We start from the raw sequence: 25,367 nt of genomic DNA on the forward strand, positions 1-25,367 counted from the left end.
TCCACGAAACAAGGAGAAAAGGGGGCCCGCAGGCCCCATTACTGAAAAAGCAGGTTTATGCCTGCTTGGCCGTGGCCGGTCTGGGTTGGTAGTTGCGATACCAGATGGTCACGAAGACCGCCAGATAGACCAGCCAGGTCGCCAGTTGCAGGCCGGCCGGGGAGGCATTGTAGCCGAACAGAGCCCGCAAGAAGGTACCGAACACGCCCCTGTCGTCGAGAATGTGACTGATGTTGAACACGGGCTCGGTCCAGAGGGTGATGACCCCCGCCGCCTGCAGCATGTTGACCGCGGACGACAGCAGGCCCGCGGCTATGATGATGATGAGCAGACCGGTCCAGCGGAAGAAGGGGGCCAGCGCCACCTTGCGGGTGGAGCGCAGCAGCCCCCACACCAGCACCATGGAGAGGGCCAGCCCGGCCAGGGCGCCGATGAGGCCCTGATGCAGGCTCACCCCTTGCCCCGAATAGACCAGCGCCGAGAAGAAGAGCACCGTCTCGAAGCCTTCCCGCATCACCGCCAGGAAGGCGAGCAGCACCAGGCCAAAGAGGTTGCCCCCGTCGATGGCCGCGTCGATGCGCGCCGTCATGGCCCCTACCTGGGACTTGGCCTGCTTCTGCATCCAGACCGCCATGTAGCTGAGCACCAGAGTCGCGAAGATGAGGATCCCCGCCATCAGCAGATGGTTGTAGCGTTCGCTCTCGAACTGGCTGACCACCACCTGGAACAGGAAGGCCACCGCCAGCGAGACGATAAGACCCAGCACCACACCCAGGTAGATGAGTTTGTTGTAACGGCTCGCCCCCAGCTTGGCGAGGTAGGAGAGGCAGATGCCGACCAGCAGGAAGGCTTCCAGCCCCTCGCGCAGGGTAATGAGGAAACTTGCGAACATCAGGGATGTGGCTCCAGGTTAAGGGCGTGAGTGAGGACGAGGGGCTGCGGCGACGGGACGGACTGCAAGTCCCGCAGCTGCAGGTGGTTGAGGATCACGATGGGGGGCTCGGGCAGATCCGGTTCGCCTTTGCGCACTATGTCGTTGACCCACTTGGGATAAGTTCGGAAATTGAGTTTGATGTCGACCTGGAAGGGGCCTTTTGCGTCCGCCGGCAGCGGCCAGGCCTCGTCACGCCAGCCATCGGCCGGGATGCGGGTGTCTTCCAGGAGTTTGGCGTAGCGCCAGAACTTGAGCCCCACCGGTTTGCCCTTCGCATCACCGAACACCTTCCTGAACAGGCGCGCATCCTCGGGCACGGCGCCGTCCACCGGCAGGCCGCTTTGCAGTATTACCTGGCCGTTGGCGTCGGTGAGGGTCAGCTCCAACCAGAGCTCACGAAAATCGGCGACCCCGGTGGGCAGGGCGTGGCCGGCGCCTGTGTTGGCGACCCGCACCACCAGGGCCTGCTGTCCATTCTGCGCCTCGATGCGAGCGGAGAGGGTGGCGCTGGAGCGCAGCAGGGCCAGGCTCTCCTGCTCGAGCTCAGGATTGCGCAGCCCCACCAGCTGGTGCTGGGCACCGGTGAAATTGTGGCGATAGAGGCGCTCCTTCGGGGTGCCATTCTCGGTGGACTGGCCGGCCACTGGCGCGCCGCCGTTGCCGGGCTCAGGGTTCATGTGGCAGTCGATGCAGGTGCGCCGCGCCGCCGGATCCTCTGCCTTGGCGAAGCTCGAATTCTGCCACTCGTCCCAGGTGTTGACGATATTGGCACCCGTGCCCGGGGCGAACTCGTTGTGGCAGGACTTGCACAGGGCCGCGTCCCGATAGAAATCCTTCTGATAGGAGGTCTTGTGCATGGCCGGGCGGGCGTTGATCTGACGCTCCGCCAGCCAGTGGCGTGCGCTGCCGCCGGGGGCATCTTCGAACACATAGCTCTCGCGGTCCTTGAGGTTGACGGTGAAGGCGCTGTTGCCGCCAGCGTCCTCGAGCCTGGTGATGCGATGGCAGAGCAGGCAGCCTGTGCCCTCTTCCACCACGGGTTTCCCCGCCTTGTGGGCCTCGATGAGGGAGGTGCCCCCTCGCTCTAGCATGTGGGAACCCTTGGGCAGATCGGTCTGACCGGTCAGCACCTGCTGGGGCATGTGGCAGCCCTGACACCACTGGCCGAAGGCCTCTCCCTCGGTCTCGCGGGCAAGCGCCTGCACCGCCTTGTAGTAGGGATGGGAGTTGCCCATCAGCCTGTGGTTGCTGTCGCTCCAGTCCGCGAAGGCTTGGGCATGGCAGTTCTGGCAGGAGGCGGAGTTGAGCCAATCCTTCGGATGGGTGACGGGGGCCTTGGCCGGATCCGTGCGCGGGGCGTCGAGGCGCAGCCAGTTTGCGAGATAGGGCAGGTTGCCATCGGCGGTCACGAAGGTGTGCAGGTCCTCCATCATGGCCTTGACCTCGGGCTGGGGTCTGGCGGGATCCACTGGTTCGGCGCCGTCGCGGCCGTCATGGCCCATGCCGCCCTGGGTCTGCTGGATCATGCGTAGGTACTCGCCGACGAAGTCTCCCGCCACCATGTTGGCGAGGTTGGCATGGCCGTTGATGGCGTTGTCCCGACTCTTCTGGCGGTGGGCCTGCATCAGGAACTTGTTGGTGAAGTTGAACCCGTCCAGATGGCAGGAGTTGCAACTCATCCAGTTGTCACCCGCCATGGGGAAGCTGCCGTTGGCACTGGTGCTGCCGAGGGTATTGCCGAGATTGAACAGACGCTCGCCGCGCTGGAGGGCGGCAGGGCGGGGATCGGACTCCACCAGTTGGGCGAAGTGAGGCTTGTCCACGGTCACCCGGGCGAAGGGGCCGCTGCCGCCGCTGGCAAGACGGGTCAGATCCTGGCCCATGGCGTTGTGCACCAGGATATGGTCGCCGTCGATGAGCAGATCCCGCGGGTTCTGGCCCGGCAGGTGGCGCAGCAACTGGGTCGCCTTGGCGCCCCCCTGGAACTTCTTGCGTCTGTGGCGATTGTTGTTCTGCTTGCCGCTGCGAGAGAGGTCAAACACCAGCAGATCTTCGGAGCCCGCTAGGGTCAGGTAGACCCGCTTGCCGTCGGCGGCGAAGCGGGCGGCGAAGGGATTGGAAACGATCTGGCTGCGGTTGCCGACGTTGGGCAAATTTATCTGCAGGAACAACTGCTTGCGCTCGTCAACCCGTTCGGTCTCGGTATCCAGATCTATGATGGAGACCGCCGGGAAGACGGTGCTCTGGAACTGGAAGGGGTGGTCGAAGCTCCACAGTACGTGGGGCAGCCAGGCCTCGCTGCCATCGGGGGAGAGCGCTATGCCATCGAGCAGGCGCGGCAGCCCCTGGGAGTCGCTCGGTGTGGCGCTGTGGGTCTCGGCCAGGGTGATGAGCTTGGGTTTTTCAATGACCGCGGCCGTGGGCGCCTTGCCGAGGTTTTTCAGACTGTAGATGGCAATCTGACCCGTCATGGAGTGGGTCAGCAGCAGGCGGTCGTCATCGGTGAGCGCCAGCCCGCGGGGAGTCTCGGCGGTAGGGAGATCTAGTTGCAGATCGCCGTCCTCGTCATAGGCCTGCAGGCGTGCCGACTCGAACAGGCTGACCCAGAACCAGCGCCGTTTGGGGTCGAAGATGACGCCATAGGGACGATGGCCGGTGGGAATGGCCTTCTTGAGGTCGAGATCGTCACCGAGCAGCAGCAGGCGATCACCGCTGTAGTCGGTGACCAGTAGGGTGCCGTCATCGGCTCGCGCCAACTGGCGCAGATCGCCGCCAAAACGTGCCTCCTTGAGCCGCTCGCCGCTGTCCCGCGCGATCAGGGTGACGGAGCCGCCGCCCTGGTTGGCGGTGACGAGGCGCGGGGCCTTGCCCTCGTCATAGGCTTGCAGGGCCGAGCCCATCTGCTGGGCCTGGGCTTGTGTCATCCCCAGCAGCAGGCAGGCGAGCAGGAGAGAGAGAATCCGGTTAACCATGGGTCAGGGACGCCACTTGAGCAGGGTCCAGCGCCAGGCGTGGCGCAAGACCAGGGGAGTGAGAGACAAGGCGCTCAGCCAATGGGCCCAGCTCGCCAGATTGCCGAGGCTGTCCCCCGGCGTACCGTGCAGCACCAGCACCAGGCCGCTGCCGAGGCAGACTAGCAGCAGGGCCTCGATGATCCGGCCCGTGGTGCGCAGAAACGGCTTGTGGCTGTGGCGCAGCAGGCGGCGATGAGAGAGCCAGAAGGCGCCAAACAGCAGGGGGAACAGGGAGAGCGACAGCATGACGTGGAGAAACAGATTCCAGCGTGCCAGGGACCAGATCGGGGTCAGGGGCTCCCACAGCAGCAGGCCGGAGAAGAACATCAGGTAGAGGCTGCCTTCGGCGGCCTGATGGTGGTAGGCCAGCCATCGCCAGAAGTGTCGTGGTGAGAGAGATAGGCTTGTCATACAGGCTCCAGCACCCGGGCGTTCAACCCGGGTGAGCAAGTCTACCTTGGGGTAAAGGCAATGAAAAGAGTTATCAATTTCGCTACTGATGAATAAACCCTGAATGAAAATGGCGGTTATTTATGATCCGCCAGCCGCTCGGTGACCGCGTAGATGAGGGCCGCCAGCGAGAAGGCCAGGAAGACGATCACCGACCACTTCATCTCCACCTCGTTGCCGACCCCGTCATCGAGGAAGGCCTTGAGCACCTCTATGCCCGCTATGGTCACCAGGGAGTTGATGACGATGAGCTTCAATGAGGCGAAGTTGATCTTGCTGAGCCAGTTGTTGCCAAGGGCCTCGCGCTGCTCCTGCGTCTGGATGAACTGCACGAAGCCGCAGACCGCCACCAGGATCAGCATCTGGGCCACCAGCACGAAGTCCACCAGGGTCAGTACCCCTGTGATGAGGTCCATGTAGTGGATCTCGATGATGTCGCGGCACAAGACATAGAGCTGCATGGCAAACTTCACCATCAGCAGGGCGACGCAGATGAGGATGGCTACGTAGAAGGGAAACATCATCAACCGGCTGCCATTGAGCATGAAGTTGAAGCGGCGCATGAGAACTCCTTAACGAATTGAAATTGCGCTGATTATGGCTCGGATCGGCCGGCTTGGGCAGCCACCATCACAAAATGGCTGGCAGGGAGTGGGGGGGGATCGCGAGGTTGCAGGGACCCGGTAGCAGGGGGAGCGCCCCTGGCCTTGCGCATGGCCGATATTTTTCAGCGGATGTGATCCCGTCCTCATTTCCCCCATGGTGGCGGGCCGGGAAACGCGGCGCCTGCGTGCTGCACACCTAAATTTTTCCTGCCGGTTTGCAACTATGACAATCATTTGCTTAGCTTTTTTCAGCTTGCAGGCAGTGTAAGAAAACTCATATCCACATCACAGGATGTTGTCTGGAGCGAGTCAGTTTCGTGCAGTTTGTCCTCGTTTTGACGGTCGGACTGGGTGCCACAGGGCGTCCCACTTCACATATACCTCTTTGCTAAGGAACAGCATCATGTCGATAAAGTTCATCAGAAGTCCTATTTCCCTCCTGCTGACCGGTTGCCTGGTCACGGCCTTTTCCGCCAGGGCGGATATCGTGATAGGCGTCGCCGGCCCCTTCACCGGGCCGAATGCCACCTATGGGGATCAGTATTGGCACGGGGCGACCCAGGCCGCGAAGGACATCAACGCCGCGGGGGGGATCAACGGCGAACAGATCAAGCTGGTTCAGGGAGACGATGCCTGTGAACCCAAACAGGCGGTCGCCGTGGCCAACCGCCTGGTCGATCAGGACAAGGTCAACGCCGTGGTCGGGCACTTCTGTTCCTCCTCGACCATGCCCGCTTCCGAGGTCTATAACGACGCCGGCGTCATCGCCATCACCCCGGGGTCGACCAATCCGCTTGTCACCGAGCGCGGCATGAGCGACATGTTCCGCATGTGCGGGCGGGATGATCAGCAGGGGCAGGTCGCCAGCGACTTCATCATCGACAAGCTCAAGGCCAAGCGGGTGGTGATCATCCACGACAAGGACACCTATGGGCAGGGGCTGGCGGATGCGACCAAGGCGGCGCTGGCCAAGCGCGGTGTGCAGGACGTGATGTATGAAGGGCTGTCGCGCGGTGAGAAAGATTTCAACGCCCTGGTCACCAAGATAGGGGCGCAGAAGCCGGATGTGGTCTTCTTCGGCGGCTGCCACCCGGAAGGGGGGCCTCTGGTGCGTCAGATGCGCGAGCAGGGGGTGTCGGCCAAGTTCTTCTCGGGGGACTGCATCGTCAACGCCGAAATGGTCACGGCAGCCGGCGGCCCGCAGTACACCAACGGCATCTACATGACCTTCGGTCAGGATCCGCGCCTCATCCCGGACGGCAAGGCGGTCATCGAGGCATTCCGTGCCAACAAGTTTGAACCGGAAGGCTACACCCTCTATGCCTACGCCTCGGTGCAGGCCATCGCCGCGGCCTTCAAGGGGGCCGGTGGCACCGACGCCGCCAAGGCCAGTGCCTGGTTGAAAGGGAACACGGTCGAGACTGTGATGGGCAAGAAGTCCTGGGACAGCAAGGGAGATCTGAAAGTCTCCGACTACGTGGTCTACCAATGGGACGATCAGGGCAAATATAAAGAAGTGAAATGACGACATAGTGGATAACGCTCAGCGCCGACTGCGGTCGGCGCTTTATAAACACCAGGCCTTCGCGGCCTATAACGAGAGCGCACTACATGGATGTATTTTTCCTGCAACAGCTGATCAATGGCTTAACCCTGGGGTCCGTCTATGGGCTGATTGCCATCGGTTACACCATGGTCTACGGCATCATCGGCATGATCAACTTCGCACATGGCGAGGTGTACATGATCTCGGCCTACCTCAGCGCCATCGGCCTGGCGTTACTGTCCTTCTTCGGGCTGCACTCTTTTCCCCTGCTGATCCTCGGCACCCTGATCTTCACCATCATGGTGACCGGGGTCTATGGCTGGACCATAGAGCGCATCGCCTATAAACCCCTGCGCAACTCGACGCGCCTGGCGCCCCTCATTTCCGCCATCGGCATGTCATTGATCCTGCAAAATTACGCGCAAATCAGTCAGGGGCCTCGCCAGCAAGGGGTCCCCACCCTGCTCGACGGGGCCTTGCGCTTTCATATCGGCGATGGCTTCGTGCAGGTAACCTACACCAAGGTCTTCATCCTGATCGCCTCGTTCGCGGGCATGCTGCTGCTCACCTGGATCATCAGCAACACCAACCTGGGGCGCATGTGCCGGGCGGTGCAGCAGGACAGAAAGATGGCCTCGATCATTGGCATCAACACCGACAGGATCATCTCGCTGGTGTTCGTGATAGGGGCCGCCATGGCGGGGCTCGCCGGCGTCTTGATCACCTTCAACTACGGCACCTTCGACTTCTATGTCGGCTTCATCATCGGCATCAAGGCCTTCACCGCCGCCGTGCTGGGGGGCATTGGCTCCTTGCCCGGCGCCATGCTGGGGGGCCTCATTCTGGGGATAGCGGAGGCGCAATTCTCGGGGATGGTGAACTCCGATTACAAGGATGTGTTCTCGTTCGGCTTGCTGGTGATGATCCTCATCTTCCGTCCCCAGGGGCTGCTCGGCCGTCCCGTGGTGAGCAAAGTGTGAGGGGGCGGGGATGAGGTCACAGAACAGTTCACACCCGGATTTCTCCTTCAAGCGCTGCCTGCTGGACGCGATCTTCGCCGGCCTGGTGGCACTCATCGTGTTTGGCCCCATCGTCGGCGTCGTGCTGGATGGCTACAGCTTCAACTTCGCGGGGCAACGACTGGTGTGGATAATCCTCGCCGTCATGGTGGGCCGGTTCCTGATGAGCGCATTGCTGACCACGGCCGCAGGCACTCGTCTGCGCTCCGGCTTTGCAGCGGATAACGGCGGGGTCTATGTGCGGGAGCCCGACTACAAGGATCCCCTGCGCTGGATCATCCCGCTGGTGCTCGCGCTGGCGATCTGCTTCCCCTTCGTCGCCACCAAGTATGTGCTGACGGTGGCGATCCTCGGCCTCATCTACGTGCTGCTCGGGCTGGGACTGAATATAGTGGTGGGGCTCGCTGGCCTGCTGGACCTGGGTTACGTCGCGTTTTATGCCATCGGGGCCTATGGCCTCGCCCTCGGCTATCAATATCTCGGGCTCGGTTTCTGGTCTATGTTGCCCCTGGTGGCGCTGATCGCAGCGGCGGCCGGGGCCTTGCTGGGCTTCCCTGTATTGCGCATGCACGGGGATTACCTGGCCATAGTGACCCTGGGCTTCGGGGAGATCATCCGCCTGATCCTGAACAACTGGTTGGCCTTTACCGGTGGCCCCAACGGGATCTCGGCCCCGGCGCCCACCCTGTTTGGCCTGGAGTTCGGGCGACGGGCGAAGGAGGAGGGGGGCGTGCCTTTCCATGAGTTCTTCCAGCTGCCCTATGACCCCAACCTGAAATTCATCTTTATCTATGGGGTGCTGGTGGCAGTGGTGGTGTGGGTGCTCTATGTCAAACACCGGTTGACCCGCATGCCGATCGGGCGGGCCTGGGAGGCGCTGCGCGAAGACGAGATAGCCTGCCGCTCCATGGGGCTCAATCATGTGCTGGTCAAGCTGTCAGCCTTCACCCTGGGGGCCGCCACCGCGGGGATTGCCGGGGTGTTCTTTGCCACCTATCAGGGCTTCGTCAACCCTACCTCCTTTACCTTCTTCGAGTCGGCCCTGATCCTCGCCATCGTGGTGTTGGGGGGCATGGGCTCGACCATAGGCGTCGTGCTGGCGGCCTTTGTGCTGACCGTCACCCCCGAGCTGCTACGCAGCTTCGCCGAATACCGGGTGCTGCTGTTTGGCATGCTGATGGTCGTCATGATGATCTGGCGACCGAGGGGTCTTATTCGCATCAACCGCAGCGGCTTCGCGGTGCGCAAGGGGGTGGCGCCATGACGACTCACCCGTTGAACGACATGATCCTGAGGGTCGAGCATCTGATGATCGCCTTCGGTGGCATCAAGGCGCTCAACGATGTGAGCCTGGAGGTGAAGCGCGGCTCCATCACCGCCCTCATCGGCCCCAACGGTGCCGGCAAGACCACGGTGTTCAACTGTCTGACCGGCTTCTACCGGGCATCCGGCGGTAATATCTTCTTCAACGCCCGCAACGAGACCACCGACGTGATCCAGATCCTCGGTCAGGCATTCCAGCCCGGGGACTGGGTCAATCCGGCCCGGCTCGGACAGCGGATCTTCTACAAGATGTTTGGGGGCACCCATCTGGTGAACCGGGCGGGTCTTGCCCGGACCTTCCAGAATATCCGCCTGTTTCGGGAGATGTCTGTGGTGGAAAACCTGCTGGTCGCCCAGCACATGCAGGTCAATCGTAATCTGCTGGCCGGTGTGCTCAACACCCCGGCGTACCGGCGGGCCGAGAGTCGTGCGCTGGATCGCGCCTTCTACTGGCTCGAGGTGGTGGATCTGGTGGATTGTGCCAACCGGTTGGCGGGGGAGATGTCCTATGGCCAGCAACGCCGGCTGGAGATAGCCCGCGCCATGTGCACGGCCCCCGAGATGATCTGCCTGGATGAGCCCGCTGCCGGGCTGAATCCGGTCGAGACCCAGACCCTCAGCACTATCATCCGGTATCTGCGGGATCATCATGGCATCACTGTGTTGTTGATCGAGCACGACATGACCATGGTGATGGAGATCTCCGACCACATCATAGTGCTGGATCACGGCGATGTAATCGCACAGGGCAGACCTGAGCAGATCCAGCACGATGAAAATGTGATAGCCGCCTATCTGGGCGCCGATGACGACGAGGCCTGCGCATGAGCGGGGCCATGCTGGAGTTTCGCGACGTCGACGTCTTCTACGGCGCCATCCAGGCGCTGACCGGGGTCAACCTGCAGGTGTATGAAGGGGAAACCGTGGCGCTGATCGGTGCCAATGGCGCCGGGAAGTCCACGCTCTTGATGTCGATCTTTGGTCAGCCTCGCATTCGCAGCGGACAGATCCTGTTTCGCGGTGAAGACATCAGCCATCGCTCGACGCACTTCGTGGCCTCGGCTGGCATCGCCCAGGCGCCGGAGGGGCGGCGAGTTTTCCCGGACATGACGGTGGAAGAGAACCTGCTGATGGGGACCATCCCCATCGGCAGCCAGTTTGCGGCGCAGGACATGCAGGCCATGTTCGACCTCTTCCCGCGCCTGAAGGAGCGTCGCAAGCAGCGGGCGATGACCATGTCCGGCGGCGAGCAGCAGATGCTGGCCATCGCCCGCGCCCTGATGAGTCGCCCCCAGTTGCTGCTGCTGGATGAGCCCAGCCTGGGGCTAGCTCCCATCGTCGTGAAGCAGATCCTGCATACGCTGCGGGAGCTGGCGCAAAGCGGCATGACGATCTTCCTAGTGGAGCAGAATGCCCACCATGCCCTGAAGCTGTCCGATCGTGGCTATGTGATGGTCAACGGCAAGATCCGCCTGACTGGCAGTGGTGAAGAGCTGCTGGGCAATCAGGAGGTGCGCAAGGCCTACCTGGGGGGCGGGGGATAACAAAAAGCCCGCCTGGTTTCCCAGGCGGGCTCTCTAAAATGGCTCCCTCGACAGGACTTGAACCTGTGACATACGGATTAACAGTCCGCCGTTCTACCGACTGAACTACGAGGGAATTGGCTCCTCCTACTGGACTTGAACCAGTGACATACGGATTAACAGTCCGCCGTTCTACCGACTGAACTAAGGAGGAATTGCCTGTCTCGTCGAGACGGTGCGGATATTAATGGCCGCTCGGTCGGGTGTCAACCCGTAGCCTTGTGCAAAAAAGGGCTTTTCGTCCCGTTTGCCCAAAACTTGGTCGCCGTGGACTATTTTCAGCACAATCAGTAGCTTGAGAAAGGCCGTTGTGGCTTATTTCCTGCCATCCGGCTTGGCCCCTGCTTGTGAGTCGGGGGCAAGGCTCGGGCCGGTGGTGCCATCGGCGCAGGAGATAAAGGGACCGTCGCTCGGTGAGGAGAGGTGACCGCTTGCCGATGACCACCCGCGTGATCCCTTGGGGCAATAGGTGACTAGACGATAAAGATCGGCGATATGTCGCTTATCCACGGCAATAATGGGGGCTAATGGCCATTTCTTGATCCCGCCCATCGAAATATTGCGCCGGCTCGGGTATGGTTGCCCTCGATACCATCGCCGCGTCGACAGCTCTGCCGGCCCTTGATGATGATCGGGTGCCGGGTCACGCCGGCCTTTGTCTCCTCCTTCTGGTATTACCCAATACATGTACAATCAAGCTTCCTTACAAGGCGTGAAGCTGGCTATCGCATTGCGCCAATCCTGTATCGACGAACCCTATAGCGTCGCCCGTTTCGGCCGCGACCTCATCGCCGGTATCACGGTCGGCATCATCGCCATCCCACTGGCCATGGCGCTGGCCATCGCCAGCGGCGTGCCGCCCCAGCATGGTCTCTATACCGCCATCATCGCCGGCATCGTCATCGCGGTGACCGGAGGCTCGCGCTACTCCATCTCGGGCCCCACCGCCGCCTTCGTGGTGATCCTCTACCCGGTGGCCCAGCAGTTCGGCGTCGGCGGGCTGCTGATGGCGACCCTGCTCTCCGGCTTCTTTCTGGTCGCCATGGGCATGGCCAGGCTCGGCCGTCTCATCGAATACATTCCGCCGTCAGTGACCCTGGGTTTCACCGGCGGGATCGCCATCGTGATCGCGACCCTGCAGATCAAGGATTTCTTCGGTCTGCACGTTACCGAGATGCCGGAGACCTACATCGGCAAGGTCGAGGCCCTGGTCCAGGCGCTGCCAAGCTGGCAGTGGGGGGATACCCTGGTCGGCGTAGCCACTTTGGCGGTGTTGCTGCTCTGGCCCAGATTGCGGCTGCCGGTGCCGGGTCACCTGCCCGCCGTGCTGGTGGGGGTGGGGCTTGGCTTTGGCCTGCACCGCATGGGGGTCGATGTGGCGACCATCGGCAGCAAGTTCAGCTATACCCTGGCCGATGGTACCCAGGGGATGGGGATCCCTCCCATAGCGCCGACCCTGATGATGCCCTGGTCACTACCAGGACCGGACGGAACCCCCGTGGTGTGGGATCTGGCGGCTATCGAGCGTTTGCTGCCCGCCGCCTTCTCCATGGCCATGCTGGGGGCCATCGAATCCCTGCTCTGCGCCGTGGTGCTGGATGGCATGACGGGGCGCAAGCACAGCTCCAACGGTGAGCTGGTGGGGCAGGGACTTGGCAACATTCTGGCTCCCTTCTTCGGCGGGATCACGGCGACGGCCGCCATCGCGCGCTCTGCCGCCAACGTGCGGGCCGGCGCCACCTCGCCCATCTCCGGCATAGTACACGCACTTGTGGTGCTGGCCGCCATCCTGGTGCTGGCCCCCTGGCTCTCCTGGTTGCCCCTCTCCGCCATGGCGGCCCTGCTGTTGCTGGTGGCCTGGAACATGAGCGAGGCCCACAAGGTGGTGGATCTCATCCGCCGTGCGCCGCGTTCGGACGTGCTGGTGCTGCTGGTCTGTCTGTCGCTGACCGTCATCTTCGACATGGTCATCGCCATCACATTCGGGGTGATCCTGGCCTCCCTGCTGTTTATGCGCGAGATTGCCAAGATGACCAAGTTGCACAACCTGGCCGAGCACAGGCGCTACGCCGGCGAGGTGCAGGCAGAGACCCTGGTCTACAAGATCAATGGCCCCCTGTTCTTCGCGGCGGCGGAGCGGGTGTTCGGTGAGTTGCTGGCTCAGGTGAAAGAACACAAGACGCTGGTGCTGCAGATGGAGGCGGTCTCTATCTTGGATGCGGGTGGCCTGTCCGCCTTCCAGCAGTTTGCCAAGCGGATGGCCAAGGCCGGGGTGCGGGTGCGGGTGGCGGAATTGCAGTTCCAGCCGCTCAAGACCCTGGCCCGTGCCAAGGTGCGCCCCATCCCGGGTGAGCTGGAGTTTTACGGCTCGCTGGAGGAGGCCATCAGAGGGGAACCCTTGCACGAAGTGGCCGAAAATTGAGTGAAAGGGATAGGAAATGGCAAGTTTTTGGTCACTTGGTTCGGTAATTGAGCAATTGACTGCAAAAGGTGAAAAATAGCATTGACCGACCCGCGCCTATCCCTTACATTACGCCCCGTTCCAACGCAAACAGCGAAACGAACGAAAATTTGGTGAGGTGTCCGAGTGGCTGAAGGAGCACGCCTGGAAAGTGTGTATACGGCAACGTATCGAGGGTTCGAATCCCTCCCTCACCGCCAAATTTAGAAAAACCGACCTCAGGGTCGGTTTTTTGCTTTCTGGCTGTCAGTGTCAACGACAGCCCTTGAAATGCCAGACCCCGCTCGCAAGAGCAGGGTCTTTGTTTTTACGCCTCTTTCGCTTTCCTCTCCTCTCTGTTCCCTCTGTCGGTAATGGTGCTCCGGTAAGGCCCCCTTGCTTCGCACTTTCTTCTTTTTCATTGATGTCATGGGTTGCCAACGATGTCAGGGGCTCTCTCATTTGCCCTCAAACTCTCTCTTTCCTGCATTCCCGGCCATCAGAAGATCACCCCGACGAGGCGATCGAGCAGTACGTCGAAGGGGAACAGGGTCAGCAGCAGGGGGACGAAGGGGACGACACTCGCCAGCACCAGTTGCAGGAACATGTCCCGGCTGAAGGGGATGGGCCTGATCTCCTTGATGACGGTAAAGGCGTTACCGAGATCGGCGAGGGACTGGATGTCGGCGGCGCCGAGCAGGGGTTCCCCCTCCCTGTCGCTGCTCTTGAGCCAGCGGCGCTCGAAGCCGCGGCTGTATTCGGCGGCGAGGGCGCCGTATTCCCGCAGCCCCTGCCGCTTGGCCGCCATGATGTGAGGGGCGAACACCCCCAGCGGTGCCAGCACCAACACCAGTCCGAAGCCGGCCAACAGCACTATCTCCGGCTTGTAGGCGGTCAATACGGCGGCGTCGTAGAAGATGCGGTTGGCGATAAAACCGGCCAGCTGGGCCCCGAAGGCGGTCAGCAGTGGTGAGTAGGCGTAGGCGGCCGCCCCCAGGAACCCCAGACCGCAGTTGCGATCCGGGTGGGTCGGCAGCAACTCGAGCCGGATCCGGGAGACCTGCCAGAGAAAGCGAGTCCAGATGAAGATGCGGTAGAGCCAGCGCAGGATCAGAAACTGGGTGATGGGGTTGCTCACCCAGAAGAACCAGAAGCCGGGCAGGGTCAGGGTGATGGCCCCCTGGTGCATGGTGGCGTACCAGGTCGAGGATTGCAGGACGAAGGTGTTGATCCGAAGAAAGTAACCCATCGAGAAGACGAACAGGATCAGGGTCACCTCGGCGGGGATGGAGTTGCGCCAGCGCATGGCGCTCTGGATGGCGTCATAGAAGCGGGGCAGGGAGTGGTGGGCGATGAGATCCCGCTCGACGAACTGGCTGACGATGATCCGGATGCGCTGATGGACGATGAGCTCCGCATAGACCAGCAGGGAGACGCAGACCAGAAAGCGTACATGGGTCTCCACATCCAGCAGGAAGGGGACGGCCACCCCCTGCAGCAGGCTGCCCTCCAGGGTGCACAGCAGCAACAGGGGTAGCCAGCAGATCCCGCTCAGCACCAGGATCCGCCGCCGGATATGGGCCTTGATCTCCCCAAGGTGTGCCCGGCTCCAGAGCTGGTAGAGTGGCCCGCCGAGGATCAGGGAGAAGTTGTAGGGATCGGACAGGGGGGAGGCCTGCGGCCCAGGCGCCGTGGATGGCTTATGGCTGGACATGGTGGACACCTCGAACGAGTGGATGGTTGGGGCTGGTACGCGTGGTGCGATCTGGTACCGGTGGCGAAACACACGGTGGCAGCGGTATTGCTATCAAGGCCGACAGGCGTTCTGGGGAGAGAGGCAAGCCTTCGGGGCCATTGACGGGAGGTGCCATCGCCATGCTCCAGTGCCGGGGCTCATGGTATTAGGTATAGCGCCGGTGACCGGGATATTGGCAGGACTGGGTGAGCCAGGTGTTCAGAGCCGATGGCGGGCACATAACTACAGGGATGATGGATGGGGCAGACAACCCGGGTTGGTGGTGATAAATGTCGGTCAAGGCAATGAGTTGCTCGTATTAAAGATTAAAACACTGGAAATGCAATCCTAGGTGGGTATATGTGCTTATGGGGCAACAAGTTGCGGTGCGTGATAAGGTCACTTATCGATGTGGTTTTTTAACTCATTGTTTTGTATGGGAAAAATAATCTGGCATGGTCGCTGCTAATGGTTCCGGTTGAGTGTCATTACCGTTTAACCAATCAGGAGCATACCCATGCCAACTCCATGTTATATCAGCATCGAAGGTAAAACCCAGGGCAACATCACCGCCGGTGCCTTCACCTCCGACTCCGTCGGCAACATCTTTGTGCAGGGCCACGAAGACGAGATGCTGGTGCAGGAATTCCAACATATCGTGACCGTGCCGACCGATCCGCAATCCGGCCAGCCTGCCGGCCAGCGCGTCCACAAGCCGTTCAAGTTCACCGTGGCCCTGAACAAGGCCGTGCCCCTGATGTACAACTCCCTGGCCTCCGGTGAGATGCTGCCGAAAGTGACCCTGAAGTGGTACCGCACCTCCGTCGAGGGCAAGCAGGAGCACTTCTTCAGCACAGTGCTGACCGATGCCACCATCGTCGACATCGACTGCCAGATGCCCCACTGCCAGGATCCGGCGAAGGCTGATTTCACCCAGCTGATCCAGGTCTCCCTGGCCTATCGCAAGATCGATTGGGAGCACACCGTTGCCGGTACTTCCGGTGCGGACGACTGGCGCGCGCCGATCGAGGCTTGATGCCATCAAGGAGCACCCGCTGGGTGCTCCTTGCTTTGTGTGCTGCGTCATCTGCTGCGAAGTCTGATGAAGCTTCTGATTCCTCTCACCCTGTTTCTCATCGTCTTGACCCATGCCATGACTTTCTTCTGCCCGTTTTCCGCGTGAGCGGGCACAACAAAGAACATGACGACGGATCTGCACGCACGCCTTGGGGGCGTGCGGTAGCCATGGCGGCGAAAAAGCGGCGGCCATGGCGGATCTCTCTCCCACCTTGAGGCAGCCGACAGACAGCGGGCCGACAGCAGAGGCGCACCCATGGCAGACAGCACAGGATTACAGTTCACCGTCAAGGTGGGGGCCTTGCCCGAGAGCACCTTCGTGGTGGCCGAATTTGCGCTGGAAGAGGCGTTAAACGGCCCCTTCCAGCTGAGACTGGAGCTGGCCAGCCCCCAGCCGGACGTGGACTTTGGCGCCGTGCTGGACCAGCCCTGCGAGCTGCTCATCTGGTACGAGGGCGAGCTGCAGCGCCGGGTGTGCGGTGTGGTGAGCGACTTTGTGCAGGGGGACAGCGGCTTTCGCCGCACCCGCTATCAGCTCCTGGTGCAGCCGGCCCTGTGGCGGCTCTCTTTGCGCCAGAATTCGCGCATCTTCCAGGCCCAGAAGCCTGACGAAATCCTCTCCATTTTGCTGCAAGAGCACGGCATCACCGACTACGCCTTCGCGCTCAAGAATGAGCACGCCAAGCGGGAATACTGCGTCCAGTACCGGGAGACGGACCTGGACTTCCTGAACCGCCTCGCCGCCGAAGAGGGGCTGTTCTATTTCCACGAGTTTGAGCAGGGCAAACATCGCATTGTCTTTGCCGACGATGCGGCCGCGCTGACCGCCGGCCCCGAGCTCTTCTTTAACCTGGGCAACCGCTCTCTCGAGCAGGGCCCCTATGTGCGCCAATTTCACTACCGGGAGGCGGTGCGGAGCTCGGATGTGGAGCTCAAGGACTACAGCTTCAAGACCCCGGCCTATGGCCTCTCCCACAAGCAGCGCGGCGCCGAGCTCACCCATCAGCGCAATAGCTACCAGCATTTCGACTCCCCGGGCCGCTACAAGCTGGACCCGAGTGGCAAGGCGTTTGCCCAGTATCGGCTCGATGCCCTGCGCAACGATGCGGTTGCAGGCAGTGGCAAATCCAACTGCGCGGCCCTGTTGCCGGGCCAGACGTTTTCCCTCACCGAACACCCGAACGGCACACTCAATGCCGACTGGCAAATCGTGCGCATCAGCCACACCGGCCAGCAGCCCCAGGCGCTGGAAGAGGAGGGAGGAAGCGGCCCCACCGTCTACCACAACGAGTTCGGGGTGGTGAAGGGGAGTACCACCTGGCGGGCCCGCATCGGCAGCCCGGAGGCGCCCCACAAGCCCATGGTGGACGGTCCGCAGATCGCGACCGTAGTGGGGCCGGACGGGGAGGAGATCTACTGCGATGAGCACGGCCGGGTAAAGCTGCAGTTCCCCTGGGACCGCTACGGTTCGAGCAACGATCAGAGCTCCTGCTGGGTGCGGGTGAGCCAGGGCTGGGCCGGCGGCCAGTACGGCATGATGACGATCCCGCGTATCGGTCACGAGGTCATAGTGAGCTTCCTCGAAGGAGACCCGGACCAGCCGATCATCACGGGCCGCACCTATCACTCCACCAATCGGCCGCCTTACCCGCTTCCGGCGAACAAGACCCGCACCGTACTGCGTACCGAGACCCATCAGGGGGAGGGTTTCAACGAACTGAGATTCGAAGATCAGGCGGGCAAGGAAGAGATCTACATCCACGGCCAGAAAGACCTGAACCTGCTGATCGAGAACGATGCGGCCTGGCACATCAAGCACGACGAGCACAGGGACATCGACAATGAGCGGGTGACCCGGATCAAGGCCAATGACCACCTCACCGTGAATGGCGAGAGGCGGGATCAGGTCAAAGGGGACTATTCCCTCACCGTGGATGCCTCCATGCACCAAAAACTTGGTCAGAGCTGGCTTACCCAGGCGGGGCAGGAGGTACACGTCAAGGCCGGTGCCAAGGTAGTGCTGGAGGCGGGATCCGAGATCACCGTCAAGGTCGGCGGCTGCTTCGTCAAGGTCGATGGCGGCGGCGTAACCCTGGTCGGCCCCACCATCAAGATGAACTCCGGCGGCAGCCCGGGATCAGGCTCCGGCTGGGCAGGGCAGGCTCCGGTACTCCCCAAGGGGGTAGCCAAGCCGGATGCTCCGCCAGCCTCACTCATTGCTAGCTCGGCGCCATCTCAGACATCGGCCGTACCCATGATGGTGCAAGCTGTCATCAATCAGGGCGAGACGTTGTCGAGCCCCTTGGTTAATTCTCGTCCCCTTATGGGCAGTACACCGGTTATGGGCAGTACACCGGCGATTCACTCCGATAGCGTGTTAGCGAGAGGTGTGACAAAACCCGATCGCAAGCCGGGCAAACCAAACAAGGATACTCAGAAACTGATCAAGGGCTATATTACGCCCTTGGCCAAGCGTGGCTTGTTGGTCGGTGAGCCGACCCATACCATTATGTTGGAGTTCGAGGTTTGCCGGTTTGACGCAGAGGTTCGGCTGGACGCGCCACGGGCCTATGACCGCGAGGATGCCATCTTCACCGAGAAGGTCCTCACTGCTACTGGCGCTCAGGCGACCTCCCTTGAGGGGGGATTACAGATTGGTAACCATTGGGGCAAGGAGGTGCTGGGGGAGCAGGTCAGTCTAATCAACGTGGTTAATGGCACGGCTGGCACGGTCGGTATCCGAATCCCTCTTGATAACTTGGTGGAAGGCCAGCCTGTGGTGCTAACCTCGGGGGCGCTGAGCGGATGTACGATGATCTACGCCCATGATCGAGACTTCTTCTACGCCTACCACACGGGCCAGCCGGGTGGCATGGATTGGCGAACTGGGGTAGATGGGATCGCGACTACAGCGGCATGTCACAGCCTCTTGACCGGACGAGATCCTGGGGATTTACCGGGAAACAACGACAGCTTGCTGGATATCTTCTCCTCCTACGAGGGGGCCTTCATTACCTACTTGGGTAAGACGGGCACAACTATGAGCCGAGGTGCGCTCAAGGTGACGGCATTTGATTACAACCTGGCCAAGACCACTCGCCGGGCTCCCAGGGCTGGTTACGCTTACGCGCTATTGGCCCGGGTCGGCAATAGAGTCAAGATCAAAGCCTTGTCCGAAGACGTGTTGATCAGCATGAAAGATCAGAAGATCACTCGGCTCGCGGGCCAAAAGATTAAGTTCGTGTCCTAAGGAAACTGGATGCATTCATATGATGACGTCAGGTTTTCGACCTCGAAAGGATGGCAGCATTTCGCTGTGGTCAATACTGCGGCCGAGCCTCAAGCGATAGTACGCTTCTACGAGCTGGGGGCTGTGATGCTTTTATCGATGATTATCAGACTGGGATAGCTGGCTTATTAGGGGGAAGCTGGCTGGCAACACTGGCAGTGACAATTGAACGCTGATTTTTCCCCCTTACTTGCAAGCCAAGCTTATGCCACATAAAAACAAGTCATGGTGTGGGTAAACGCATCAATCTCAGCTTGTCTCGTGATGCTGTATCACCTTTGGGACTTATCAGCCTGAAACCTTGCTCTTCCTAGCATCCTGAGATGAAAAATAGTTCTGGCCTAGGTAAGAAATCAACCTATGTGGAAGTATTGATGAAACGGGTTGTGGAGGGAGAGTATTTCGTATTCCATTGCACATGATGGTAGAGGTAGGCCGAGCAGCAGGGGTACCGTTTAAGGGGGGGATAGAGCATTATAACTATAACCGCTCTCATTCAAACGACCAGAGATTTATTTTAAGGCTCTGGCTAGGCTATGGGTACAGTTCGCCATAAAAAATGGTAGCAGATAGCTTGCCCAATAAATTATCACCAAACATTTATCTCGCCTTGCACTGTGACTATTTTAAGCATAGCGCCAACAACCGGGGGCGCCAACCCAGCCAATATCAATAGATACGAACCTACTATCAGTAAGGAGAAACTCAGCTGATAGGTAACAAGGAATCATGATACTAAATTCGGGTATAGGAGTCGTGTGCTGTTTATCAATGATGCACAGCCTGCATGGTCTATATATCTCGATGCCGAGTGGCGTTCGATGCTATTGTGTAGGCTCATTTATGCTAGACACGAATGACCTGGCACCCTTGGCACAGTATGAAAAAATCGAGGAAGAAGAGTGAAGGCGATAAGAAAACTATTCCTGATCCTCTCTGTCATCATCTTGTCTCCCCTGTTAATCCCTATGGTTTATGTCGAAAGACGAAGAAGAAAATGGTTTCTATCGACTCTGCTATCTCATCTTCCTGAAGCCATCAGCGCCGACAGGGTGAACGCTCTGATGAATACAAATGCCGATGCACTACAGGGCCGTATCGTGTCAACACTTGTTGAGCTGAATTCCGATGAGTGTTGGGTATGTCTCAATATCGACTGGCGAGACGTGGAGGAGGTTGAGTTACAAGGCAATGTACTGGCAGATATGCACGGTTTGAAGGAGCACTTCATTTGCTCAGAGCCGAATGAGGATTTATCGGTTTGGAGCATGCTGGTGCTTTATGACCAATGGCTGCAAGCACGAGGATATGAAGTCGTGCTTTGGGATATAGATGCTGATCAATATACAGGCTTTATTTGTCGAGCTGATATCCTCGATAAGCTGTTAAATGAGGGAAGCAAGCTGGGCTTGGCACTGGTCAAGTTGGACCATGTGAACAAGCAATAACATTCTGAGTCAGTATGAATTCTTTGGAATGTTATTTATTTAAAGAAAGTCGATGTAAAATAGAAAGTACATCCTGTGATGTTTCCAGTGGTGTCAATCCTGAAACTGGTGATAAATTATAATTGCCTGGGTTTGCTTATGCAAAAAATAGATAGGTCCTGATTTTTCGTTTCATTCCGAGGGAAGCATATGAAGTCATCAAATGAAGAGATCATGTTAAATGAAAAATGGCAAAAAATTAAAAATTCTCTCTATGAACCAGAATGCAACTCTGCCGATAGCTTATCAGCTAAAACTGCTCTTTTGAATTCTGCACTGTCTTTAGTTAACGGTAATAATAAGAATGACCTTCTGGAAGGTTTCTTTTCAACTGTTGCAAGTGAAAGTGGGTGCGTTGAAGACTTTGAAGTTATAGATGCACTTGCAGACAAGCTAGTCGCAGTAAATGTTATTACTGAGGATGAAGTAATGGTTTGTTTAAAATACGCAGATTATGGTAGATGGTCATAAATTTTTTTGTTTTATAGGTTTTGGTGGTTTTATAAAAATTAGGTTCATCAATGGAAAGTGCAGTGATGATTCAGTGTAGGTGTAATATACGCTTTATGTAGTAGGTTTTCACAATGTCAATCTTAAATCAAGAAAAGGCAGGATGTAATTGTAGCGTTATCTTATTATTTCTGTGGTTACAACCTGTAGGGGAAGGTAACAGCACTGGTGCAGCCAGATAGCAGTAGTCGCTAGCTGTGCTGGCATCGGCTGAAAGTAGCTTTTTAATGGCAATGTTTATACAAAAACAATGCTCCTTTCTATCGATTTAAATATAAAGATATATAGATGAATAGAACATTTATCTGGTTGATAATTTCTGCAAGCTGGCTGGTTGGTTGTGCCACGGCTCCCATGACAGAACAGGATCTCCAGCAAGCAGCCCAGCAGGGTCAGGGCAAGGCGCAGTATGAACTGGCCAATCGCTTGGCGGCCAAACCGGATTATCCCGAGGCGATGCGCTGGATGAAGCAGGCTGCGGACCAAGCAGGACCGCTGGCGGCAGATGCGGATGTACGAGGCAAGGCCGCGCTGCAGGTGGGGAGCTGGTATCAGGCTGGCCTCGGTGAGCCCAAGAATCCAAAGCTGGCCCATGACTGGTGGCAGCGCTCGGCCAAGCTGGGTAATGCGGATGCCAGCTATCAGCTGGGGTTGGCGTGCCGGCAGCAACATCGGGGCAAGTTGGCCGATGAGTGTCTCGACTGGTTCGAGCAGGCGGCCAAACGCGATCATGCGGATGCTCAGCTGGTGTTGGGAGAGTGGTATGCCAAGCAGCCCGGTGCCGACGCCGATGCCATCGAGTGGCTGGAGAAGGCGGCCGAGCAGGGTAACCGCGAGGCGCAATATCGGCTCGGCCTGCGCTATGAGCAAGGAAAGGGAGTCGCCAAGCGCCCCGATCTCGCCCGGCGCTGGTATGAGAAGGCTGCTGCCCAGCAACAACCGGATGCTTTGCTGATCCTGGCCAGCCGGGCGAGTGGTACCGAGGCTCTGCCCCTGTATCAACGCGCCGCCGATGCCGGTGCTCCCCAAGCCCAGCTGTGGTTGGGACAAGCCTATCTGGTGGGGGAGGTGGTGCCTCAGGATCTCGCGCTCGGTCGTTACTGGTTGGAGCTGGCTGCGAGCCATGGCTCTCACAAGGCTGAATATCAGCTGAGCCTGCAGCAGAGCGATCCGGCAGCGCGAGAGCACTGGTTGACACTGGCGGCCAAAGGCGGGGTGAGCCAGGCACAACTCGAGCTGGCCACATTGCAGCAGGGACGGGGTGAGCTGGTAGCGGCACGCCAGAGCCTCGCCTCGGCGGCGCGGCAGGGCAATGTCGAGGCCCACTATGCCTATGGCGAGATGCTGCGGCTGGGACTGGGCGGGGAGGCGGACTATGTTCAGGCTCTCAAGCAGTATCGGCTGGCGGCCAACGCCAATCACCGGCAGGCACAATATCGCATGGGCACCATGCGTGAGCGAGGCTGGGGGGCGCCTCGCAACCGCTTGCATGCTTATGCATGGTATCTGCTCGCCGCGACCGACGGGAACAAGGATGCGACCGATGCAGGTAATGAGCTGGAAAAAGGGATGACCAAGCAGGAGAAAGCCTCCGGCCAAAAACTGGCACAGCACTGGTTTATCAAGCTGGAGAAGGGTCAACTATCGGAGAAGATGCAGGACAATACCTAGTGCTCTGCAAGATGATTAAACACTGTTAGAGTTCATATTAGATGGAAAAATCCCATGGCATGATGATGAATGCCATGGGATATTTTTTTGCGCTTTATGGGGGTATTTTATCGTGCATCTTATATGACTGTTTCTCGTGAGAAGGGTACCATCAGTTTTCTGGTATCATCACTCAGTTGCCAAGTATTAATGCTTTTCCACCGGCTTGATGACAAATTCATTAATCTTTTGCACACCTAGCATCATTGTTACTGCAGAGAAATCCAGTTTCAGACATTTCTCACCCAGTGTTGGTTTGATTTTATGTTGTTGATTTTGTTGTGTTTTATTTTATTAAAGATAGTAATGTAGTGCTTTTTAAATATTTTTGTATTGACGTCAGTAGAATCACAAATATACCATTTGTCGCAAATGGCTCTTAAGCCAGCATGACCTCTGACAAAGAGCAGAGGCAAATCGGGTTGTATTAAGTAACAAGATGCATATTGTGTTTTTGATTATCCAGGCACTGGCTTGGCACATATCAAAAATGCATCGTCGGCTGGCGTTTTTCTATCGAGTTCCCTCCAGAGCTCGTCAACTGTCATTTTTTACAGTTGCCGGTAGAAGCGTTGGCTATAAGCTTTAGGGTCTTCATGGATCCTTAACTTGGTATTTAGAGCATGGGAAAAGGAATTGATGGCGCCACTGTTGCGCCTAAAGAGCGTATTAATATCAAATATGTGCCGGCAACCGGTGGCCAACAGGCGGAAATAGAACTTCCGTTGACCATGATGGTTATTGGCAATATGAAAGGACGTACGGAAGAGACCCCCATCGAGGAGCGTCAGACCGTCTCCATCGACAAGAATAATTTTTCCTCTGTCATGAAAGAATCTGCACTGGAACTGAAGTTCTCCGTTCCCAATCGCCTGGAAGAGAACAGCCAGGACGACTTGCCGGTGTCGATCAAGATCCAGTCCCTGGAAGACTTCACCCCCGACAGCGTTGCCCAGCAGGTTCCCGAGCTGCGCAAGCTGCTGGAACTGCGTGAGGCCCTGGTTGCCCTGAAAGGACCCTTGGGAAATATCCCGTCCTTCCGCAATCGTTTGCAGGATCTGCTGTCCAGTGACGAGGCTCGCGAGCAACTGCTCAAGGAGCTGGATCTGATCAAGCCTGCCGAGTGATCTGCAGATTTATTGACTGATTGATAAGGAAAAAATATGTCTCAGGTCGAAGAACAGGTTCAAGCGGGGGCGAATGTTGCCTCCTCGTCCTTGCTGGACGAAATCATGGCGCAGGCCCGCATCACCCCGGTAGACGAGGGTTACAGCGTTGCCAAGCAGGGGGTTGCCGCCCTGATCGCCAACATTCTGGACAGCGGAACCACCACTGATCCGGTCAACAAGGCGCTGGTGGACAGCATGATTGTCGAGCTCGACAAGAAGCTGAGCAAGCAGATGGACGTGATTCTGCACGCCAAGGAAGTGCAGGAGCTGGAGTCCTCCTGGCGTTCTCTCAAGCTCTTGGTGGATCGCACCGATTTTCGCGAGAACATCAAGATCCAGGTGCTGCATGCGACCAAGGAAGAGCTGCTGGAAGATTTCGAGTTCTCACCCGAGATCACCCAGTCAGGCCTCTACAAACACGTCTATTCCACGGGTTATGGCCAATTCGGTGGTCAACCCATCGGTGCCGTGATCGGTGACTACGCCTTCACCCACAGCTCCCCCGACATCAAGCTGATGCAGTATGTGAGCGCGGTGGGAGCCATGGCTCATGCCCCCTTCATCTCCTCCGTCGCACCGGCCTTCTTCGGTGTGGACAGCTTCACCGATCTGCCGTCCATCAAGGATCTCAAGTCGGTGTTCGAAGGCCCGGCCTACACCAAGTGGCGTTCCCTGCGCGAATCGGAAGATGCCCGTTATCTGGGGCTGACCGCACCGCGCTTCCTGGCGCGCCTGCCCTATGATCCGACCGAGAATCCCATCAAGGGCTTCAACTATCAGGAAGACATCAGTTCGGATCACGACCACTACCTGTGGGGCAACACCGCCTATCTGATGGGTACCTCCCTGACCGACAGCTTCGCCAAGTACCGCTGGTGCCCGAACATCATAGGCCCGCAGAGCGGCGGCGCCATTCACGATCTGCCTGTGCATGTGTACGAGGCCATGGGCCAGCTGCAGGCGAAGATCCCGACCGAGGTGCTCATCACCGACCGTCGCGAGTACGAGCTGTCCGAAGAGGGCTTCATCACCCTGACCATGCGCAAAGACAGCGACAACGCCGCCTTCTTCTCCGCCAACTCGGTGCAAAAGCCCAAGGTGTTCCCGAACACCAAGGAAGGCAAGGAAGCGGAAACCAACTACAAGCTGGGTACCCAGCTGCCCTACATGTTCATCATCAATCGCCTGGCACACTACATCAAGGTGCTGCAGCGCGAGCAGATCGGCTCCTGGAAGGAGCGTCAGGATCTGGAGCGTGAGCTGAACGGCTGGATCAAGCAGTACGTGGCCGATCAGGAGAACCCGCCGGCAGACGTGCGTAGCCGCCGTCCGCTGCGTGCCGCCCAGATCAAGGTGCTGGACGTGGAAGGGGAACCGGGCTGGTATCAGGTCGCCATGGCCGTGCGCCCGCACTTCAAGTACATGGGGGCCAGCTTCGAGCTGTCTCTGGTGGGTCGTCTGGACAAGGAATAATGG

At 58.8% G+C, this 25,367-nt stretch carries 18 protein-coding genes, 3 tRNA genes and 1 pseudogene; 15 read left to right on the plus strand and 7 right to left on the minus strand.

Going from position 1 to position 25,367, the window contains the following annotated elements; genetic code table 11:
- Positions 1 to 55 precede the first annotated feature (55 nt).
- The 4 genes from ACT5M9_RS20770 to ACT5M9_RS20785 all read right to left on the minus strand — a co-directional run bounded on the left by ACT5M9_RS20770 (position 56) and on the right by ACT5M9_RS20785 (position 4,961).
- Positions 56 to 892: an FTR1 family iron permease gene (locus ACT5M9_RS20770; protein ID WP_457979199.1), complete on the minus strand. Its 837-nt coding sequence runs from the start codon at positions 890 to 892 to the stop codon at positions 56 to 58.
- Complete coding sequence (locus ACT5M9_RS20775; protein ID WP_457979198.1) at positions 892 to 3,906, minus strand: YncE family protein; 3,015 nt, start codon at positions 3,904 to 3,906, stop codon at positions 892 to 894. The genes ACT5M9_RS20770 and ACT5M9_RS20775 overlap by 1 nt, the downstream gene beginning before the upstream one ends.
- Positions 3,907 to 3,909: 3 nt before the next feature.
- Complete coding sequence (locus ACT5M9_RS20780; protein WP_457979196.1) at positions 3,910 to 4,359, minus strand: hypothetical protein; 450 nt, start codon at positions 4,357 to 4,359, stop codon at positions 3,910 to 3,912.
- A 116-nt stretch (positions 4,360 to 4,475) separates the two neighbouring features.
- Positions 4,476 to 4,961, minus strand: a complete 486-nt coding sequence (locus ACT5M9_RS20785) for a YqhA family protein (RefSeq protein ID WP_457979194.1) — start codon at positions 4,959 to 4,961, stop codon at positions 4,476 to 4,478.
- A 445-nt stretch (positions 4,962 to 5,406) separates the two neighbouring features.
- On the opposite strand from ACT5M9_RS20785, the gene ACT5M9_RS20790 reads away from it, so the two are divergent.
- From ACT5M9_RS20790 to ACT5M9_RS20810, 5 genes are all read left to right on the plus strand, one after another.
- Positions 5,407 to 6,528 carry a branched-chain amino acid ABC transporter substrate-binding protein gene (locus ACT5M9_RS20790; RefSeq protein WP_438549612.1) on the plus strand — a complete coding sequence of 374 codons (1,122 nt, stop codon included), beginning with the start codon at positions 5,407 to 5,409 and terminating at the stop codon, positions 6,526 to 6,528.
- 86 nt (positions 6,529 to 6,614) lie between these two features.
- Positions 6,615 to 7,529, plus strand: coding sequence for an ABC transporter permease subunit (locus tag ACT5M9_RS20795; RefSeq protein WP_457979193.1), 915 nt, complete (start codon positions 6,615 to 6,617; stop codon positions 7,527 to 7,529).
- 10 nt (positions 7,530 to 7,539) lie between these two features.
- The gene (locus ACT5M9_RS20800) at positions 7,540 to 8,832 is read left to right on the plus strand and encodes a high-affinity branched-chain amino acid ABC transporter permease LivM (protein ID WP_457979191.1); all 1,293 of its coding nucleotides are present in this window, start codon (positions 7,540 to 7,542) and stop codon (positions 8,830 to 8,832) included.
- Positions 8,829 to 9,719 carry an ABC transporter ATP-binding protein gene (locus ACT5M9_RS20805; RefSeq protein ID WP_457979189.1) on the plus strand — a complete coding sequence of 297 codons (891 nt, stop codon included), beginning with the start codon at positions 8,829 to 8,831 and terminating at the stop codon, positions 9,717 to 9,719. Before ACT5M9_RS20800 ends, ACT5M9_RS20805 begins: the two co-directional genes overlap by 4 nt.
- A gap of 8 nt (positions 9,720 to 9,727) precedes the next feature.
- Positions 9,728 to 10,435, plus strand: a complete 708-nt coding sequence (locus tag ACT5M9_RS20810) for an ABC transporter ATP-binding protein (protein WP_457979188.1) — start codon at positions 9,728 to 9,730, stop codon at positions 10,433 to 10,435.
- 39 nt (positions 10,436 to 10,474) lie between these two features.
- Here ACT5M9_RS20810 and ACT5M9_RS20815 read toward each other — a convergent pair.
- Positions 10,475 to 10,550 (minus strand) — tRNA-Asn (locus tag ACT5M9_RS20815).
- A gap of 2 nt (positions 10,551 to 10,552) precedes the next feature.
- Positions 10,553 to 10,628 (minus strand) — tRNA-Asn (locus ACT5M9_RS20820).
- Positions 10,629 to 11,159: 531 nt separating this feature from the next.
- Here ACT5M9_RS20820 and dauA point away from each other — a divergent pair.
- On the plus strand, positions 11,160 to 12,896 hold the full coding sequence (gene dauA, locus ACT5M9_RS20825; protein WP_457979186.1) for a C4-dicarboxylic acid transporter DauA: 1,737 nt from the start codon (positions 11,160 to 11,162) through the stop codon (positions 12,894 to 12,896).
- Between the two features lie 151 nt (positions 12,897 to 13,047).
- Positions 13,048 to 13,135 (plus strand) — tRNA-Ser (locus ACT5M9_RS20830).
- 278 nt (positions 13,136 to 13,413) lie between these two features.
- Here ACT5M9_RS20830 and ACT5M9_RS20835 read toward each other — a convergent pair.
- Complete coding sequence (locus ACT5M9_RS20835; RefSeq protein ID WP_457979184.1) at positions 13,414 to 14,628, minus strand: hypothetical protein; 1,215 nt, start codon at positions 14,626 to 14,628, stop codon at positions 13,414 to 13,416.
- 538 nt (positions 14,629 to 15,166) lie between these two features.
- On the opposite strand from ACT5M9_RS20835, the gene hcp1 reads away from it, so the two are divergent.
- The 8 genes and pseudogenes from hcp1 (at position 15,167) to tssC (ending at position 25,364) form a co-directional block, all read left to right on the plus strand.
- On the plus strand, positions 15,167 to 15,685 hold the full coding sequence (gene hcp1 / locus ACT5M9_RS20840; protein WP_349921309.1) for a type VI secretion system effector Hcp1: 519 nt from the start codon (positions 15,167 to 15,169) through the stop codon (positions 15,683 to 15,685).
- 297 nt (positions 15,686 to 15,982) lie between these two features.
- Positions 15,983 to 17,911: pseudogene (locus ACT5M9_RS20845) on the plus strand (type VI secretion system Vgr family protein); the annotation flags it as partial.
- 156 nt (positions 17,912 to 18,067) lie between these two features.
- Positions 18,068 to 18,976: a cytotoxic necrotizing factor Rho-activating domain-containing protein gene (locus tag ACT5M9_RS20850; RefSeq protein ID WP_520395680.1), complete on the plus strand. Its 909-nt coding sequence runs from the start codon at positions 18,068 to 18,070 to the stop codon at positions 18,974 to 18,976.
- A gap of 941 nt (positions 18,977 to 19,917) precedes the next feature.
- Positions 19,918 to 20,463, plus strand: coding sequence for a DUF6630 family protein (locus tag ACT5M9_RS20855; RefSeq protein ID WP_457979182.1), 546 nt, complete (start codon positions 19,918 to 19,920; stop codon positions 20,461 to 20,463).
- Between the two features lie 189 nt (positions 20,464 to 20,652).
- Positions 20,653 to 20,973: a hypothetical protein gene (locus ACT5M9_RS20860; RefSeq protein ID WP_457979180.1), complete on the plus strand. Its 321-nt coding sequence runs from the start codon at positions 20,653 to 20,655 to the stop codon at positions 20,971 to 20,973.
- Between the two features lie 393 nt (positions 20,974 to 21,366).
- Positions 21,367 to 22,683: a tetratricopeptide repeat protein gene (locus ACT5M9_RS20865; protein ID WP_520395652.1), complete on the plus strand. Its 1,317-nt coding sequence runs from the start codon at positions 21,367 to 21,369 to the stop codon at positions 22,681 to 22,683.
- Between the two features lie 662 nt (positions 22,684 to 23,345).
- Positions 23,346 to 23,849, plus strand: a complete 504-nt coding sequence (tssB, locus tag ACT5M9_RS20870; RefSeq protein WP_438549603.1) for a type VI secretion system contractile sheath small subunit — start codon at positions 23,346 to 23,348, stop codon at positions 23,847 to 23,849.
- Positions 23,850 to 23,885: 36 nt separating this feature from the next.
- Positions 23,886 to 25,364, plus strand: a complete 1,479-nt coding sequence (gene tssC / locus ACT5M9_RS20875; protein ID WP_457979177.1) for a type VI secretion system contractile sheath large subunit — start codon at positions 23,886 to 23,888, stop codon at positions 25,362 to 25,364.
- The last annotated feature ends 3 nt before the right edge of the window (positions 25,365 to 25,367 follow it).

The organism is Aeromonas sp. AE23HZ002T15 (assembly GCF_054165525.2).